The sequence below is a fragment of the Crossiella sp. CA198 genome, assembly GCF_052078295.1.
Lineage (GTDB): Bacteria > Actinomycetota > Actinomycetes > Mycobacteriales > Pseudonocardiaceae > Crossiella.
Map to the genome: position 1 here is coordinate 273,293 of NZ_JBQJIM010000012.1, position 15,233 is coordinate 288,525.

A 15,233-nucleotide genomic window follows, 5' to 3' on the forward strand; every position below is an offset into this window, starting at 1 on the left:
AAACATTTCCTTTTATACCAGGAGTTGTGGTGCCATGTCGGACCCGGCAGGTCGAGCTGAAGTGGATCGGTATGAGCGGGAGCTGGCTGCGCGATACCAAGTGCCGCAGTCGGTTGCGGTCTCCAGCGGTACCGCGGCGATCCACCTCGCCCTGATCGCGTTGGGGATCGGCCCCGGGGATGAGGTCCTGGTGCCCGCGCTCGCCCCGCTGAGTTCGGTGGCGCCGGTGCTGTACGTCGGTGCGCGGCCGGTCTTCGTCGACTGCGGCCCCAGCGGCGCCGGGCTGGACCTGGCGGACCTGGAAGCCAAGATCACCGTGCAGTCCAAGGCCGTGCTGTTGGTGCACGAGTGGGGCCGTACCGGAGACGCCTACCGCACGGTGGAGTTCGCCGGCGGCCACGGCCTGCGGGTGATCGAGGACGCCAGCCAGGCCATCGGCACCACCATCGACGGCACGCCCGCGGGGACCCTGGGGGACATCGGGTGCTTCTCCACCCGTGCGGGCAACCTCCTGGACACCGGCGAGGGCGGATTCCTGCTCACCCACGACACCGAGTTCGCCGGGGCCTGCCGCACGCTCCGCCAGCACGGCCAGGATCCGGCCACGGCGACCACCTCGCCCGCGGTGCTGGGCTACAGCTACCGCCTGGCCAGCTCGGCCGCCGCCATCGGCCGAACCAGGCTGGCCGGCTTGGATGAGACGCTTCGCGATCAGGCACGACGGACCGCGTTGCTGACCGAGCACCTCAGCGGCGCACCCGGGTTGATCATCCTGTATGCCGCAGGACCGGAGAGCTGGAACGGGCACAGCCTGCTGGCGCACCTGGACGTGTCGGACCCGCGGGAGTTCTGCGCCTACCTGGCGGTGCGCGGTGTACCCAACAGCATCGGCACTTACGGGCTGACCTCCGCCGACCAGGTGCCCGCCTTCGGCGCCTACGTCGAGCAGCCTTGCCTTCGCGCGCGGACGGTGGTGGACACCATGTTGGCGATCAGGCTGCCCGCCGAGGTGACCGAGGACCAGGTTCGCGAGATCGCCACGACCGTCGTCAGTGAAGCACGCCAATGGAATCCGGCATGAAGTTCCCGTTCGCAGGCGGCGCCAGAGCGCACTGTGCTCTGCATCAGAAAAGTCGACCAGAGGCCGTGATCTTCCAAGATTCGTTATGTACCAACGATTTATGTCCGATTCGACTACCAAGGAAGCAATGCCTTGACCTACTACGATGACCCGTCCGGCCAGTGGCGGGACTCCGCCGACGATGCAGTTGAGGGTACGGCGAACCGTGTGTACGCAAGGCTCGCCCTGAAGCTGGCGCTGGCCACTTTGCTGCCCACGGTGGTGGCGGTGCTCGCCTTCCTCGTCGTGGTGTGGCTGGCCGTGGATGCGCTCGGCGTCCTCACCGGCTGGGGCTTTGGGCTTGCCGTTGCGTCCTGGTGCGCAATGGCGTTGGCCGCCGTCGTGCTGCTGACCCGGCGCACCGGCCCGTTGCTGAGGGCAGACCGCGGGCCGGAACCCGCGCCGAAGAACGTCAACCTCGACGAACTCACCAACACAGGTGCCTGGGCGTTTCGGCTTGCCACGGTGCCGCTGCCTCTGCTGGCGACCGTCGCGCTGACTGCCACCGGCTGGCCGTGGGGTTGGGCGCTGGCGGCGGCCGTTGCCGGCTGGTTGGCACTGGACATCGCGTTGGTCGCCACCTTCGTTGCCCGCCGGTCGCTGTTGCGGCTACTGGATTTCCGTGCCCCGCACTCGCTCGACTCACCGGAGTAGGTGACTTCAGCGCAGCGGAATCCCTTGCCTCACTACAGAAATGGCCACCTGGTTCAGAACATGGAGAGGTTGTTCGTCAGACCCTCAACCTGTTCGCTGTGACAGTCGGTGCGCCGGGCAAGAACCGCCGCTACCGCGGCAACAGTTCGTCCAGGTGACGAGTGAGCGGTTCGACGAGTTCCGGGTGGTCGCCTTGGGCGGCGCGGTTGAGCAGGCGCGCGCCGACGCAGAGCTGCGCGGTCCGTCCGGCGGGAGTGTCGAGCACGTCCGCGAAGACCTCGCGCACGGTGCGGGCCGTGCTGGGCGCGAGCAGGCTGTAGCAGTACAACGTCGCCGCGTCCGTGCCAGCCGGGCCATGGCCCCAAGACTCCCAGTCCAGGATGACCAGCTCGGGGCAGAGCAGGTTGGCCCAGTGCAGGTCACCGTGGACGGCTTCCCACTGCTCAACCTGGACGACGACGCGGTCGCCGAACGCCTTGCGCAGTCGGGCGTCGACCTTGACCTGGTCGGCATGCACCCGGTCGGTGGGGGTCGCGGCCAGCCGGTCGACGGACCGGCGGAGGTCTGACCACCAGGCGTCGGGGAGGCCGATCTCCTCGTGGAGGACGTCGGTCGGCGAGCAGGGATGGCCGTTCAGGAGCGGCATGACCTCGGCGCGTTGGGTGCGCCAGTCCCATTCGGTCCATTCAGTGCTGGCCAGCACGGTGGGCTTGGGGATGCCGGTCAGGCTGTTCGCCTCGGTGTTGCCGGTCCAGGCTGGGCCGTGGGCCCACTCCACCTCGGAGCTGGCCACGCGCAGCCACCGCGGTCCATCCGCACTTTCAGCGCGGGCGCCGATGGAGCGCAGCCGCCACCCGAAGACCGGGCTACTGGTGACGGTCAGGGCGAACTCCTCGGCGGCGCGGGCGAGGTTAAGCCGCATCCAGTTGCGGAACTTCGCGTCCGGGTCGGTCTCGGGTTCGGGGGTTAGGCCGGGGTGGGTCATGACTCGGTGAGGTGGCGCAGGTAGGTGCCGGGGTTGTTCAGGTAGCGGCGCCAGTGGTCGACCAGCTCCAGTTCGTCCCACCGCACCCGGTGGAAGCCGTGCTCGCCGACCTCGACGATGTCCGCCCCGGGCACGGAGGCCAGGATCGGTGAGTGGGTGGCGCACACGACCTGGGCGCCGGTCTGGCCGAGCTGGTGCAGGAGCGCGACCAGTTGCAGGCTGGAGTCGAAGGACAGCGCGGCCTCGAGCTCGTCCAGGACGTAGAAGCCGGGGTCGCGGAACATGGCGGCGAAGACGGCCAGGAAGCCCTCGCCGTGGCTCAGCGCCGCGGTGTCCTCGTCCCAGTAGCCGGGGACGCCGCCGAGGTTCTCGGTCATGCTGAAGGCGGTCTCCGCGCGCAGGAAGAAGCCCTTCTTCTTCACCCGGGGGCCGCTGAGCATGCGCGCACCTTGGGCGGTGGTTTCCAGCCGGAGGACCTCGCCGAGCGGGGTCTTCACCGGGTTCGGCCGGCCGGTCTTGGCCGCGGCCCGTCCGCCCTGCGAATCCAGCCGGAAGCCTTCGGCGATGGCCTCGGCCAGGGTGGACTTGCCGGTGCCGTTGCCGCCGACGAGGAAGGTGACCGGGTGGGTGAAGGTCAGGCCCTCCTTGGCCAGCTGGGACACGCACGGCACGGTGAACGGCCAGTCCTCGTGGTCGTCGGGTTGCAGGCCGTCGGGGATGTAGGCGCGGCGGACGAACACCGTTCTCCTAGGCGTCGTAGTTGGGTTGGCAGCCGCCCTTGGGCGTGCACGGCCCGTTGCCGGTGGGCCAGCAGTGGGGTCGGCAAGCGGGTCCGCAGCTCGGGCCGCACTTCGGGTCGCACAACCCCGAGGTGGCCCGGGTGGCGAAGTGGGCCTCCAGGGTCTGGGTGGCCTCGGCCATGGTCGGGCTGGTGAGGATGTCGGCGAGGCTGTGCATCCTGACGTTGCCGACCGGCATCCACCGGGAGAACACGCACGGCCACACCGAGCCGTCCGGGGAGATGGCGACCTGTCCGCGGGCGCAGTGGCCGCAGAGCTGGTCCATGCTCGGGGTGCGGTCCCGGACGCCGCGGCCGACCTGGCGCAGGTGGTCCACGCCGATGTCGGTGACGCCCAGCTCGGCGAGTTCGGCGCGGGCTTGTTCGACCCGCTGGCCGTCCCGCACGTCGATCAACCCGACGCGCAGCGGGATCGAGCGGCGCAGGGCCTCGATGATGTTGGCTTTGGTTCGCGGGTGACTGCCCCGTCGGCGGGTGATCGCGGCGTGCTCGCCGGGCCGGTCGGAGTAGTAGCTGGTGGCCAGGCGCACGCCGGGTTGGGCGAGGACATTCCAGAGCTGCGGCGGCACGTGCACCAGGTTAGAGAAGACCTCCACCTCCAGCCCACGGCCGCGGGCCTGGTTCACCATCTCGGGCAGCCCGGGGTGGAGTGCTGGCTCGCCGCCGATGAACTGGACCATTCTCCCGCCGAGTTGCGCGACTTCGTCGATCACCCGGGTCCAGTCCTCGGGGCGCATGGTGCCGTTGGTGCCCTTCGGGCCGGAGTCGGCGTAGCAGTGCTCGCACTCCAGCTGGCATTTTCCGGTGACCTCGAACCACGCGAACTCCAGGTGTTGCACGGCAAGCTCCCGTCTTCAACATCGCGGCCAATCGAACTTCTCCTGGCGCCCCAGGCGGAGAGCGGTGATCGACTGCCTCATCCTCGGGGTGATCCGACGACCTGCCACTCCTCCGCCGTCAGGGGCGGCTCGGTCAGGGGCGGACGGCCTGGACCGAGCAGAGCGCCCAGCAGGACTTGCGGTGTCAGCAGCCGGAGTGGGGACGCCGAGAGGGTGTAGACGTCGAACTGCGCGGCGGCCACCGCGGCACGGCCGGTGGCGGCCCAGGCAAGTCGGTTCAGAAATGCCTGGCCAATGCCGGAGAAGCGGCCGGGGCGGGGACCGATGGTGCTGGGGTAGCGGAGATCCTGGCTGGTGGCCATCGTCCAGGCCAGGTCCGTCTGGCGGGCGACAGCCCGCTGGACGATTGGACCGCCGCGGTCGAGTCCGTGCCGCCGGAGGCCGTCTTGGAGAGCTAGGGCGCAGCGGGCGGCGATGGCCATGCCGTGGCCGTAGACGGGGTTGAAGGTGCAGGCCGCGTCGCCGAGCACGACCAAGCCGGTCGGCCACGACTTGATCTGTTCGTAGCGCCGGCGGCGGTTGCCTGGGATGCGGTACTGCCGCGGTTCGGTCAGCGGTTCGGCGCCGGCGATGAGGTCGGCGATGACCGGGTGGCGAAGGTCCCTGGCGAAGCGGGCGAAGCCCTCATCGTCAACCGGTGGCTTGGCTGAACGTGGGCCGACCAGCGTGACGATCCACCGGTGGTCCTCGATGGGCAGCAGGACGCCGGCCTGCAGCACTGGGCTGGTGATCGGGTCGGAGGCGATATTGATCTCGGGGAAGTTGTTCCGGGCGCCTTCGGGGGCGCGGTAGAAGCGGGTGGAGTAGAAGATGTCCGGGTCGATCTTCTCTTCGGTGACCTCGGGCAGGCCGAGGTCGACGAGCCAGCGCGGCGCGCGGGAGGTGTTCCCGGTCGCGTCGATGACGAAGTCGGCATCGAGGTGCTCGACGGCTTGGGTGTCGCGGTCGCGTAGTTGTGCTCCGGTGATCCGCTGTGCGTAGCCGAGCAGGCCGACTGCCTCGGCGCCCTCGCGGACGGTGATCTTCTTGTCCCGCAGGACTTTGCCGCGGACAACCCAGTCGAGCAGGGCGCGGGAACAGCTGATCAGGAATTGGGCCTCGTCGAAGCGCCGCAGCCAGCCGCGGGAGGCCAGGGCCAGGAACCTGCTCGGCAGGCCGATGCGCTGGGCGCCGTGGGCGGCAAGGGTGTCGAGGGTGCCGGGCAGCAGCTGCTCGATGGTGTGCGCACCGCCGGCGATCAGCACGTGGGTATGGCCCCCCTGCGGAGTGCCTTTGCGTTCAAGGGGGCCGTCGGGGAACCGGTCGCGCTCGATGATCGTGACCTTGTCGACGAACTCGGTGAGCACGGACGCGGCCAGCATCCCCGCCAGCCCGCCGCCCAGGACTACGGCGTGGATCGGTTTCCCAGGCATGCGAACACCTTCTCCGTCAGGCGGGTTTCGGGCTACTCGATAGTTCGGCGATGGCGCGCGAGATGAGGACCAGTCGCGCTCGTTCGCTGGCAAAGGCGCGTTTGGTGTTCGTTGGCGCATCGACCTGTTCGGTGGCGACGTCGGCCCTGATCCCGGTGTGCTTGGCCTCGATCGCGGCCCGGATCTCCGCCGCTTCCGCCCGCGCCATGCTGTCCTCGGCGGACAGACCGTCCGCCTGACCACGTTGCGCGGCAACGGTTAGGAGTTGTGGATCGCGGTACGGGCCGAGTTGGTGCAGCCAGTCGTGGATCTCCATGAGCCGCCACAGCAACCGTGTGCGCAGGCTCAGTCGATCTCTCAACCTCTGGGGTTGGTGAACCATCTTGGGCTCCACTGGCCGAAGCACGTGCCACAGCACGCGTAGCTCCCGATAGTCGCGCCGGTCGCCCAGATAGCGGGAGATCCGCTGACGCAGCAAGGGAATTCGCGGTCCCCACACGGCGATCGTCATACCCACCAAGCCCACAGGCACCCCGAGGCCGGCGATCCGCGGTGCCACAACCACTCCCCAGTAGCTGAGGTCGATGCCGAACCGCATGCCGAGCACCGAGACCAGGAAGACCAGGCCGTGGACGGCTGGGAACAGGGCGCCAAGGGCGATCAACCTCAGCCCAGGCCGCAGCCACCGCTGCGAGTCCGGGGTGCTCTTGGCCCACTGCCAGCAGCTGTTGACCACCGCGGTCACCCCGATGGTGTAAGCGGTGAAGTGCAGCAAGAGGAGTTCGCCGAGGTACGGGGTTGCGGCGAAGGCACTGGTGAAATCGACGTGGTGGGACGCGGTGGGTGCCCCCAGCACGAAGAGGGTGACCTCCCCGGTGATGACGGCCAGGTAGACAACGCTCAGACGACGGGTGACCCGCCACGCCTTCTCCGGCGGGTGACGCCAGTAGGCGACCGAGATTTGGGAGAAACACACCCACAGCAAGCCGAACAGGTAGACGAACAGCACGGTGACGCTGGGAATGCCGGTCAGCGTGTTGAAGAAGGTGCCCGCCGCCGGCGAGGCGAGGGCGAACGAGATGCCCGCGCACACCGAGCCGATGCAGATGGCCTGGATCATCGGTTTATACCGGGTCGGCGCCAGGATGGCCGCCCTGAACTTGTAGGCCAGCAGCAACAGCGGACCGAGTCCACACAGCAAGTACAGAGCGTTACTCATGGGCGTCGCGCCTCGGGTTGAAGATCAGCATGTGTCAGACCCCGGCGACCCGGTCATCGTCGGCGGGCCGGAACGGCTGGATGTCCTGCTGGTGCGCCCAGTCCAGCAGGCTCTGCATGAGAACGCCGGCCACGTGCTCCGCTTCGTGTTCGTCGGCGTCGGACCACACGGTCCGCTGGGCGATCACGGTCAGCATCTCCGCGGACAAGTCCGGGCGGAGTAGCTGGTCTGCTTCCTGCGAGTTCAGGACGATGTGCTGGTGGCCGCAGAGCATGTGCGCGAGTTCGTGCAACAGGATGAGCACGCGGTGCGTCCAGCTTCGAGCCGTGGTGACGAGCACGGTGTATGAGCCGTCCTGCCCCTTCGCCGACACGCCGCTGAGCACGTCGCCGAGCGGCTGGAACCGCAGATAGATCGTCCGTTGCAGTCTGTCCGCCACCACCTCGCACAGCCGGATGCACACGGTCTCCGTCGTGGCTGACCTGTCCAGGTCCAGTTCCCGGATCAGCCCGTCCCGGAGTTCGCGTAGCTGTCGCCCCCTCATGCCCTCACCCCGGCGGCTGCCGGTCTGCTTCCGCCACACCGCCACCGTCGGTTGCGGCACCGGGTTCATCGATGGCCTGCCTGGCCGCCTGCTGGGCCTCGGCGCTGGGCTTGAGGGCCTTGGCCAGTGCGAGGTAGACCTCGTCCCGGATGTTCGCCGGTTGTCCGGTGGCGCGCAGGATGAGCGACTCCACGCCGAGGTCCTTCATCAGCCAGAGGTTCCTGAGCTGGGACTCCATCCGTTCGGCCAGCTCCTCGTCGAAGAAGTAGGCCGGGTCGGCGCCGAACGCCTCGGCCAGCATGATCATGTGCCGCAGGCGGGGATTCAGGTTCTTGCCGGTGCGCAGGTCGGCGATCGTGTTCGGCGAGATCGTCCACCCCTCACCTCCCGGTTCCTCCCCGCGCTTGCGCACCTTGGCGACCACGGCGTCGTGGCTCAACTCGCCCTTGCCTGCTGGGTGGACCAGGGCGAAGAGGACGTTCAACTTCTCCCGGAACGGCCGCCGCGGCAGGCTGGTCGGCGTGCGGTCGCGCCGACCACCGACGAAGTGGGCCGGGTGCACATCGAACGCGGTTGCCAGCGCTTTGACGGTGTCCAGGCCCGGATCCCGCTGTCCTCGGCGAAGTTGGGTGATAAAGCTCTGGCTGACGCCGATGGTCTCGGCCAGCCAGGTGTTCGAGAACTGCCCCAGGCGCGCCGAATCAGCCGCGGTGCACAGCTCATTCAGCACCGCGGAAAACCGTGGTCGACTGCTGTTGACCACGCCGTCACCTCCGAAGCCTCCGCCCCGTTCCCCAACACCATCAAACGCCTGTACGGTTTTGCAGACGATCCCCCGATCGGGTTCATTCCTGTTCAGATGCGCCCGGGTATGCCTACCATGCTGCCAGTATCCACGTTTCTGACCACATAAAGATCAAGTGACTCAAAACGGTGCAGGACAGTTCTGGCTGGTCCTGCGCAGCGGAAGGCGTCAAGCACGGATCAGCAGTCCCAGGGAGGCGCGGCGGTGCGTACGCAGGCGGCATCTTTCGGCCACGACGGCCATGCGGGACCTGAGCCTGACGCCGAGCTTGGCGGGGCGCCGGCTCCCATCCCACGCATGGCCGAGGACGGTGTGCCGACGAGCGTTGGCGCGGGACCACGCTGTGACGCCTGTGGCCAGGCGCTCGACTCTGCTCGGCGCGACCACCTGACCCGACTTCCGGACCGTTGGGCATGGGAAGTCGAGGCACCGCAAGCATTGCAGGTGGCTGCGGACCGCGGAACGTCGCTGGTGCTGCTGGTCCTCGACATCGACAACTTCAAGAAGATCAACGACACCTGCGGGCACCTCGCCGGCGACGAGGTGCTCCGTGCCGTGGCGACCGCCCTCCGGGTCGCCGTTCGGCAAGGGGATGTGCTCAGCCGCTACGGCGGAGACGAATTCCTTGCCCTGTGCACCGTGGCTGACGAGCACGACGCGATCGACGTGGCGCGCCAGATGTGTCAGGCGGTGCGGGAACTGGATGTCCGCGCACCTGACGCTCGACGGGGCACCGCTGTGATGATCTCGGAGGTGACCGTGTCGATCGGCGCGGCGTTCTTCCCGGCGATCCACGGATGCGCCATTGGCCTGACCGAAGCGCTTCGGCACGCAGACGCGGCGCTCTTGGAGGCCAAGAGCATGAGTGAAGATCGCACGTGCCTCGTATTTCTCAGCTCTGACGCCACGGTGAACTCGGGGGTGGGTGATCGACTTCCGGACGCGAACCACTGGAATCGCACCTAAGAAATGCGACCACGAAGGTAACTGACAGAACTGAGCCTCGGAGGCGTCGGGCCTCCGGCGGAACGGCGGCGACTCGGGTTGGGGATCCGGTGAACGATGCCGCTCGAACAAGGGAGGGGATTGTGGTGGGCAATCGTATCGACTGGCAGGGTATCTATCGCACTACTCGACAGCTTCACCCCGAGTGGTCGACGGCCGTGCTCGCCGCGCTGCACGGCGGCCCCCTGCGTTACATGGTGCTACGTAGGACTATCCAGAATGGCGACCTCGCGCAAGGTAAGATTCTGCACGACAGCGTACTCAATAAGACCTTGCAGATCCTATTGGATGACCAGCTAATCTGGCGCGAGGACATGTCGATCGGCGCTCAGTCCATAGTTTGCTACGGACTGACAAAGAAGGCTGACAACTTAGTTCAACGCCTGAACTCGGCAGTGGTGCACCCTCCGGGGCAAGCGGTCCGCTAATTTCGTGGTCGCCGCTCCGGGGGCTAGGATCAGCAGGAGTCCACCTCTTGTAGGGAGAGTGTGGCGATCTTCCACGTTCCTTCGCTGTTGCGCGCGGTCGCGCTTGCCAGGATCCGGTCGGGTCGAACTGCATCTACTTGCCCGTCCCTGGCTTTGTACTTGCGCCAGTTCGAGGTGTTGACGCAATCGAGTATGTCGACTTCCAGCGGCACTTCCGGGATTCGTACCGCCGTGATCTGAGGATGGGGATCCGGCTTGCCCAGAGTGACCCTTCCGGCCATGGAATCGGCGTAGAGCACCTGACGCAGCTCGACCAGCGCCGCCCCGGTGGCGTGCGCGGAGAGGCCGCTCGCGTGCTGGTTCCCGCTGGCTGCGGCGATCGTGAACTGGTGCCACATCGCCAGATACGTCTCCTTCACCTGGCGTGCGGCCGCGCCATCGGCGCCGGCTACCCGGCCCGGTTCGGGCCTCGCCTGCGCCGAGGTGGTCGCGGCCGAGCTGGGAGTGATGGCCGTCGGTTCTGAAGTCTCAGTAAAATTTTTCGGGGCGTGACCGCATGAGACAACAACCATGGCCACGCCTACGACGACGAGCCCGAAGCGAACATTGTGATGAGCGAATGACATGACCCCTCCACTGTTTGTCCTCGCGACTGCTTCAGCATTACCCACGGTGCCCCACTAGCTTCAAGGCGAGTCCGTACTAGCTTTTTGGCTAGTGCGGGATATTTCTCCTGTGGCACCCCTGGATCGACAGGAACTTGGCGTACACCTCAAGAAAGGTGCGCGTACTAGCCTTGAAACTAGTGGGAGGGTCTGAGGTAGACAGGTACTCGTTAGGCCGATGACCGCTTCGGCTGGATCAGAACAGGAGGAATTAGATTCTCGCCCGCCGACCCCGGTCGGGATGCGAGTGACCTGACAGGTGCCAGGAATTTGTACCCCTGGTGTGATCCGTAGGCACTCCCCACCGCACGAGCAGACGCTCGTGCCCGGGTCGGCCACCCTCACCCCCTGGGTGGCCGACCCGCCCGATCGGGTGAATTGAGGCCCGGAATCTCATGGTTGCGTTGGCGCTAGTACGGGGGCGGCGGTGTACCAAAGTGGGGTAAGCAAGTTTGGATCTTGAAATTTGTCACTCCTGGAGGTGAGACCGTGCTCAGCCACCAGAGCGGGATTGCTCTGAACCTGTGCCTGTTGCCATCGCCGGACTCTGGCCTGCTGGTCGGGCCAACCACGAGCCCGATCCCGTGTTACCTGGTTCCGCAGCTGAAACCCATCGCTACCGATCTCAGGACGGAGGACTTGATGGCGAGATACCTGAACGGAGGAGCGCAGGATGTCCCTAGCCGTTCTCTGCGTGGCCGCTGGTCTTCTCGCCAGCCCAATGCTGCTGGCCTGCCTCCACCAGCTCGACCCGGACCGCGATCCGCGGTCGGTGCATCGCCTGAGCGTGTGGGCGGGCGTGGCCGCGGTGTCGGCCTTGGTGGTGCGTGGGGCGCGTTTTCCTGGTTCCCCGGACCTTCTCGCGTGGTGCTGGCTGGTGGTCTTCGGCGTGGTGCTGGCTGTGATCGACTGGCTGTACCGGCGTCTGCCGCACCCGCTCACCGCCGCGCTCGGGCTGGGCGGACTGGTATTGCTCACGGTGGCCTCGGCGCAGGTGGGCCGCTTCGACGGGTTGTGGCGCGGCGTGGTCGCCGCGGCCGTGGTCGGCCTGGTGACAGTTGGGCTGCACCTGCTCCGGCCGGCCGGGTTCGGCGGCGGCGACGCGGTGCTGCTGCCGGTCTTGGCGCTGTTCCTGGGCTACTTGGGCTGGGAGCACCTGCTCCGCGGACTGCTGCTGTCCTTCCTTCTGACCGGGGTGGTCGCGGCCGCCTTGCTGGCCACGGGGCGGGCCCGGTGGGGCCAGGGAGCCGGTTTTCCGGCCGGGCCGCCGTTGATCGCCGGGGCACTGTTCGTCGTGATCTTCCATTGACCGCGGCGCAGTCGCCGCGCCGACCGGAGCGGAGTCAGCCATGACCAGCGCAACCGGAAGGATCCGGGCGACCATCGGAGTGCTGGTGTCCAGCCTGCTGCTCTCCGGTGCCTGCACACCCAAAGAGCGTTCCAGCCCACCACCGGCGAAGTCCTCGCCGGTAACCCAGCAGGCGTCGCCCACGAACACCTCGCCGGACGCCTCCGCGGCGGTGACTGCGGTGTACCACGACTTCTGGCAGCTAGCCGGCACCATCGACAAGCGCCCGGAACCGGAGTGGCAGCCCAGCCTGAGCAAGGTCGCGGTGGATCCGCAGCTACGCAGGATGGTTCAGGGGCTTGGACTGCTGCGAGAGCAGTCGGTCGTACTCTACGGAACGACCACCGCCAGGATCACCGGCGTGGAGGTCGCCGGAGACCGGGCCACGGTGCAGGACTGCCAGGACGCCAGCACCAGCGGGCAGGCCGAGGCCAAGTCGGGAAAGCCGAAAACCGTTGGGGTGCCTCGCAATCCGGTCACCACCACACTGCTACGCGGTACCGACAGGCAGTGGCGTGTCGCCGATGTCGTTTTCGGTGGGGGTGCCTGCCGATGACTGCCCGGCGTATCTTCCTCACCGCGGCCGTGCTCGCCGCGCTGCTCGCGGCCACCGCAAACAGGCCCGCGGTGGCCGATCCGAACCGGGATGGCCGGATCGTCGTGGTCCCCGGAGATCACCGCGGCTACATCGGCGCCCCGACCGTGGACCTCGGCGCCGCCGCACCCGGCCAACCAGGCCGTGCCGGTCGTGGCGCGAGTGCTTCCGGTGGTCACGCCGGTTCGACACCGGCCTGCACCTATGCTCCGGCTGGGCACAGCCCGTCGGAGATGTTCGCCAAGTTCGGCCAGTGGCACACGGGTTCCCTGGGCGGGGACGGCAAGGCCGCCTACACCCGCACCTGCCCCGGCATGGCCAGCAGCTGGGTGACCGGCCCGACCCCGGCCCCGGGTGCCACGGCCGTGCCGATCCTGCCCAGCCCCGCCGAGCTGGCCGCCCAGGCATATAAGCAGTTGGTGTTGCCGTTGCCGGTGCCGCGGGTGTCCCCGGACGTGCAGCTGGCCGACGGGCGCCGCGCGACCGTGGTGGGCGAGCACACCTGGTTGTGGACCGAGCCGACGGTGTGGCGGCCGCAGGTGGAACGGGTCCAGGCCGGGCCGGTGTGGGCCCAGGTCACCGCGACCCCGACGACGCTGACCTTCGATTCCGGCATGGGCCAGAGCCGCACCTGCACAGGTCCAGGAACCCCGTACACCCGCACCGCAGGGCTGCACGCCCCGTCCCCGGACTGCGACTTCGTCTACCTGCGCTCCTCCCACGGCCAGCCCAGCGAGCAGGTCCGCGCCCAGTTCGCCATCAGCTGGTCGGTGAGCTGGACCGGCTCGACCGGCACCGCGCCTGCCGGTGGCCGACTGCCCGATCTGGTCTCCCGCGCCGAGCTGACCCTGGCCGTTGTGGAAGCCCAGGCCCTCCGGCGCGACCAAGCGGCGAATTCCGCGTTATTTGGAAAGGGGTGAACACCATGAGACCCCCACTCCCACCCACTGCCACCCCAGGCCCGGCGCCCACCGCCCCGGAGTCACCCTCACCCCGCCCGAGCAACCCCGCGCGCCTTCCACGGCGCCGTCGGTTGTGGTTGGTGGGAACCGCGGTGGTGCTGGCCACCGCCGCGGGCTTCGGCAACCACCTGCTCATCGCCTCCTATGACGCCCGGGTCGCCGTGCTGGTGCTGGCCCGCACGGTCGAGTGGGGCCACCGCATCGCCGAGGCCGACCTGGCCGTGGCCCACATCGTGCACGACCCGGCCGCACAGATGATCCGCGCCGACGAGCAGGCCGCGGTGATCGGCAAGACCGCGGTAACCACGCTGACCGAGAGAAGTGTGCTCGCCCGACAACAGCTCTCCGACACATCGGTTCCTGGTGCGGGACAGCACCTTCTCGGCCTGGGCGCCAAACCCGGCCTGCCTGCCCGCGGCCTTCGCCCCGGCGAGCGGGTCTTGGTGACCCCGGTGGTCTCCGGCCAGACCGGGACCGCCGAGACCGCCCTCCGCGGGGCTGGGTTCCCGGCGCGGGTGTTCGGGGTCGGCGGGGAGCCCGCGCAGGCAACGGTCACCGTCGACGTCGTGATCGCCACCGAGCACCTCGACAAGGCCACCGCGGCTGCGGCTGGTCCGGTGATCATCACCGTGCTCGGCCCCGGGAACTAGGGAGGTGTGCAACGTGATGGCCCTGATCGTGATCACCTCCGGCAAGTCCTCGCCCGGCACGACCACCACCGTGGCCGCCCTCGCCTACGGCTGGCCCGCGCCCCTAGTAGTCGCCGACTGCGACCCCGCCGGCGGCGACCTGGCCACCGGATGGCTGTCCCCGTGGTGGCTGGCCGGAAAGCTGCACCCCGGCCAGGGGCTGCTGTCCTTTACCACCGCGACCCGCCACACCACCACCATCACCGCCGACCTGCTGGCCCCGCACCTGCAACCCGTTCCTCCCGCCCCGCGAGCCCGGCTGCTGGCCGGGCTCGCCGATCCGGCGCAGGCGATCTCGCTGCAGGAGGGCGGCTGGACCCGCCTGGCCCAGGCCCTCACCGCGCTGGGCACGACGCCCAACGGCCCGGTGGACGTCCTGGTCGACGGCGGCCGGCTCACCGCGGAGGCGGAGGTGCCGTGGCCGGTGCTGGAGGCTGCCGATCTGGTTCTGCTCGCGGTGCGCCCGGTGCCACGGCACCTGCACTCCGCGCAACCAGCGCTCACCCTGCTGCGACAACGGATCCCAACAGATCGGTTGGGTCTGGCGGTGTGCGGCACCGGCCAGCTCGGCGTGCGGGAAGCCCACACCGTGCTGGGGATACCCGCCCGCCTGGGCCTGCCCGAAGACCCCGACACCGCACAGGTCTTCAGCGACGGCCTGCCCCCAGAGGCGAACGTGCATCGCACCAAGCTGGCCCGCACCGCCGCCCGCGCCGCAGACCGCCTACATGCGGCGGGAACCACGATCCGGCGCTCCCACTGGATTCCGGCGAATACGGGGGTGGCGCGATGACCACGGACCACCCCGGACAGACCCACCACCCGACCGGGCACCACACGCACTGGCGCGGCGGCCTGCGAGCCGTCACCACCGACCACCCCGGCGCCCCGCCGGTGAAGGAACAGCCGTCAGCGCGGCCGTCCAGGGATCTGGTGGACCAGATCCGGCTCGCCGTCGCCGTCCGCCTGGACGAACTCGGCCAACAGTGAGGATGGGGTTGCATCCGTGAGGATGTACCCGGTGGTCCCTGGCCCTGGTCTGACCCTTCGGCCAACCGGTCTCGTGCCTTTGTCGTGATCTGTCGTCCAGTGCCGGGGACCATC

18 protein-coding genes are annotated in these 15,233 nt (G+C 68.4%); 10 read left to right on the forward strand and 8 right to left on the reverse strand.

Annotation, left to right across the window (positions count from 1 at the left end):
* Window positions 1–34 precede the first annotated feature (34 nt).
* Together ACTOWY_RS21820 and ACTOWY_RS21825 are read left to right on the forward strand one after the other, a co-directional pair.
* Window positions 35–1,081, forward strand: a complete 1,047-nt coding sequence (locus tag ACTOWY_RS21820; RefSeq protein WP_441311507.1) for a DegT/DnrJ/EryC1/StrS family aminotransferase — start codon at window positions 35–37, stop codon at window positions 1,079–1,081.
* A gap of 132 nt (window positions 1,082–1,213) precedes the next feature.
* A complete protein-coding gene (locus ACTOWY_RS21825; RefSeq protein ID WP_441311508.1) occupies window positions 1,214–1,774 on the forward strand; it encodes a hypothetical protein in 561 nt (186 codons plus the stop codon).
* 130 nt (window positions 1,775–1,904) lie between these two features.
* On the opposite strand, the gene ACTOWY_RS21830 is transcribed toward ACTOWY_RS21825, so the two are convergent.
* The 7 genes from ACTOWY_RS21830 to ACTOWY_RS21860 form a co-directional block, all read right to left on the reverse strand.
* Window positions 1,905–2,759 carry a phosphotransferase gene (locus ACTOWY_RS21830; RefSeq protein WP_441311509.1) on the reverse strand — a complete coding sequence of 285 codons (855 nt, stop codon included), beginning with the start codon at window positions 2,757–2,759 and terminating at the stop codon, window positions 1,905–1,907.
* Window positions 2,756–3,499 carry an AAA family ATPase gene (locus ACTOWY_RS21835; protein WP_441311510.1) on the reverse strand — a complete coding sequence of 248 codons (744 nt, stop codon included), beginning with the start codon at window positions 3,497–3,499 and terminating at the stop codon, window positions 2,756–2,758. Before ACTOWY_RS21835 ends, ACTOWY_RS21830 begins: the two co-directional genes overlap by 4 nt.
* Window positions 3,500–3,506: 7 nt before the next feature.
* Window positions 3,507–4,397: a radical SAM protein gene (locus ACTOWY_RS21840; protein ID WP_441311511.1), complete on the reverse strand. Its 891-nt coding sequence runs from the start codon at window positions 4,395–4,397 to the stop codon at window positions 3,507–3,509.
* A 77-nt stretch (window positions 4,398–4,474) separates the two neighbouring features.
* Window positions 4,475–5,869, reverse strand: a complete 1,395-nt coding sequence (locus ACTOWY_RS21845; RefSeq protein ID WP_441311512.1) for an FAD-dependent oxidoreductase — start codon at window positions 5,867–5,869, stop codon at window positions 4,475–4,477.
* A 16-nt stretch (window positions 5,870–5,885) separates the two neighbouring features.
* The gene (locus tag ACTOWY_RS21850; protein WP_441311513.1) at window positions 5,886–7,088 is read right to left on the reverse strand and encodes an MAB_1171c family putative transporter; all 1,203 of its coding nucleotides are present in this window, start codon (window positions 7,086–7,088) and stop codon (window positions 5,886–5,888) included.
* A gap of 34 nt (window positions 7,089–7,122) precedes the next feature.
* On the reverse strand, window positions 7,123–7,632 hold the full coding sequence (locus ACTOWY_RS21855) for a hypothetical protein (protein WP_441311514.1): 510 nt from the start codon (window positions 7,630–7,632) through the stop codon (window positions 7,123–7,125).
* A 4-nt stretch (window positions 7,633–7,636) separates the two neighbouring features.
* A complete protein-coding gene (locus ACTOWY_RS21860; RefSeq protein ID WP_441311515.1) occupies window positions 7,637–8,362 on the reverse strand; it encodes a helix-turn-helix domain-containing protein in 726 nt (241 codons plus the stop codon).
* 372 nt (window positions 8,363–8,734) lie between these two features.
* On the opposite strand from ACTOWY_RS21860, the gene ACTOWY_RS21865 reads away from it, so the two are divergent.
* Window positions 8,735–9,403, forward strand: a complete 669-nt coding sequence (locus ACTOWY_RS21865) for a GGDEF domain-containing protein (protein ID WP_441311516.1) — start codon at window positions 8,735–8,737, stop codon at window positions 9,401–9,403.
* A 125-nt stretch (window positions 9,404–9,528) separates the two neighbouring features.
* Window positions 9,529–9,870: a hypothetical protein gene (locus tag ACTOWY_RS21870; protein WP_247762297.1), complete on the forward strand. Its 342-nt coding sequence runs from the start codon at window positions 9,529–9,531 to the stop codon at window positions 9,868–9,870.
* Window positions 9,871–9,899: 29 nt separating this feature from the next.
* Here the strand turns inward: ACTOWY_RS21870 and ACTOWY_RS21875 are convergent, their stop codons facing one another.
* Window positions 9,900–10,496, reverse strand: coding sequence for a hypothetical protein (locus ACTOWY_RS21875; protein ID WP_441311517.1), 597 nt, complete (start codon window positions 10,494–10,496; stop codon window positions 9,900–9,902).
* A 712-nt stretch (window positions 10,497–11,208) separates the two neighbouring features.
* Here ACTOWY_RS21875 and ACTOWY_RS21880 point away from each other — a divergent pair.
* The 6 genes from ACTOWY_RS21880 to ACTOWY_RS21905 all read left to right on the forward strand — a co-directional run bounded on the left by ACTOWY_RS21880 (window position 11,209) and on the right by ACTOWY_RS21905 (window position 15,119).
* Window positions 11,209–11,844, forward strand: coding sequence for a prepilin peptidase (locus ACTOWY_RS21880; RefSeq protein ID WP_441311518.1), 636 nt, complete (start codon window positions 11,209–11,211; stop codon window positions 11,842–11,844).
* Window positions 11,845–11,884: 40 nt separating this feature from the next.
* Window positions 11,885–12,439: a hypothetical protein gene (locus tag ACTOWY_RS21885; protein WP_441311519.1), complete on the forward strand. Its 555-nt coding sequence runs from the start codon at window positions 11,885–11,887 to the stop codon at window positions 12,437–12,439.
* Window positions 12,436–13,398 carry a hypothetical protein gene (locus ACTOWY_RS21890; RefSeq protein WP_441311520.1) on the forward strand — a complete coding sequence of 321 codons (963 nt, stop codon included), beginning with the start codon at window positions 12,436–12,438 and terminating at the stop codon, window positions 13,396–13,398. The genes ACTOWY_RS21885 and ACTOWY_RS21890 overlap by 4 nt, the downstream gene beginning before the upstream one ends.
* Window positions 13,399–13,520: 122 nt before the next feature.
* Window positions 13,521–14,090, forward strand: a complete 570-nt coding sequence (locus tag ACTOWY_RS21895) for an SAF domain-containing protein (RefSeq protein ID WP_441311521.1) — start codon at window positions 13,521–13,523, stop codon at window positions 14,088–14,090.
* Between the two features lie 13 nt (window positions 14,091–14,103).
* Window positions 14,104–14,922: a hypothetical protein gene (locus ACTOWY_RS21900; protein WP_441311522.1), complete on the forward strand. Its 819-nt coding sequence runs from the start codon at window positions 14,104–14,106 to the stop codon at window positions 14,920–14,922.
* A complete protein-coding gene (locus ACTOWY_RS21905) occupies window positions 14,919–15,119 on the forward strand; it encodes a hypothetical protein (protein WP_441311523.1) in 201 nt (66 codons plus the stop codon). The genes ACTOWY_RS21900 and ACTOWY_RS21905 overlap by 4 nt, the downstream gene beginning before the upstream one ends.
* The last annotated feature ends 114 nt before the right edge of the window (window positions 15,120–15,233 follow it).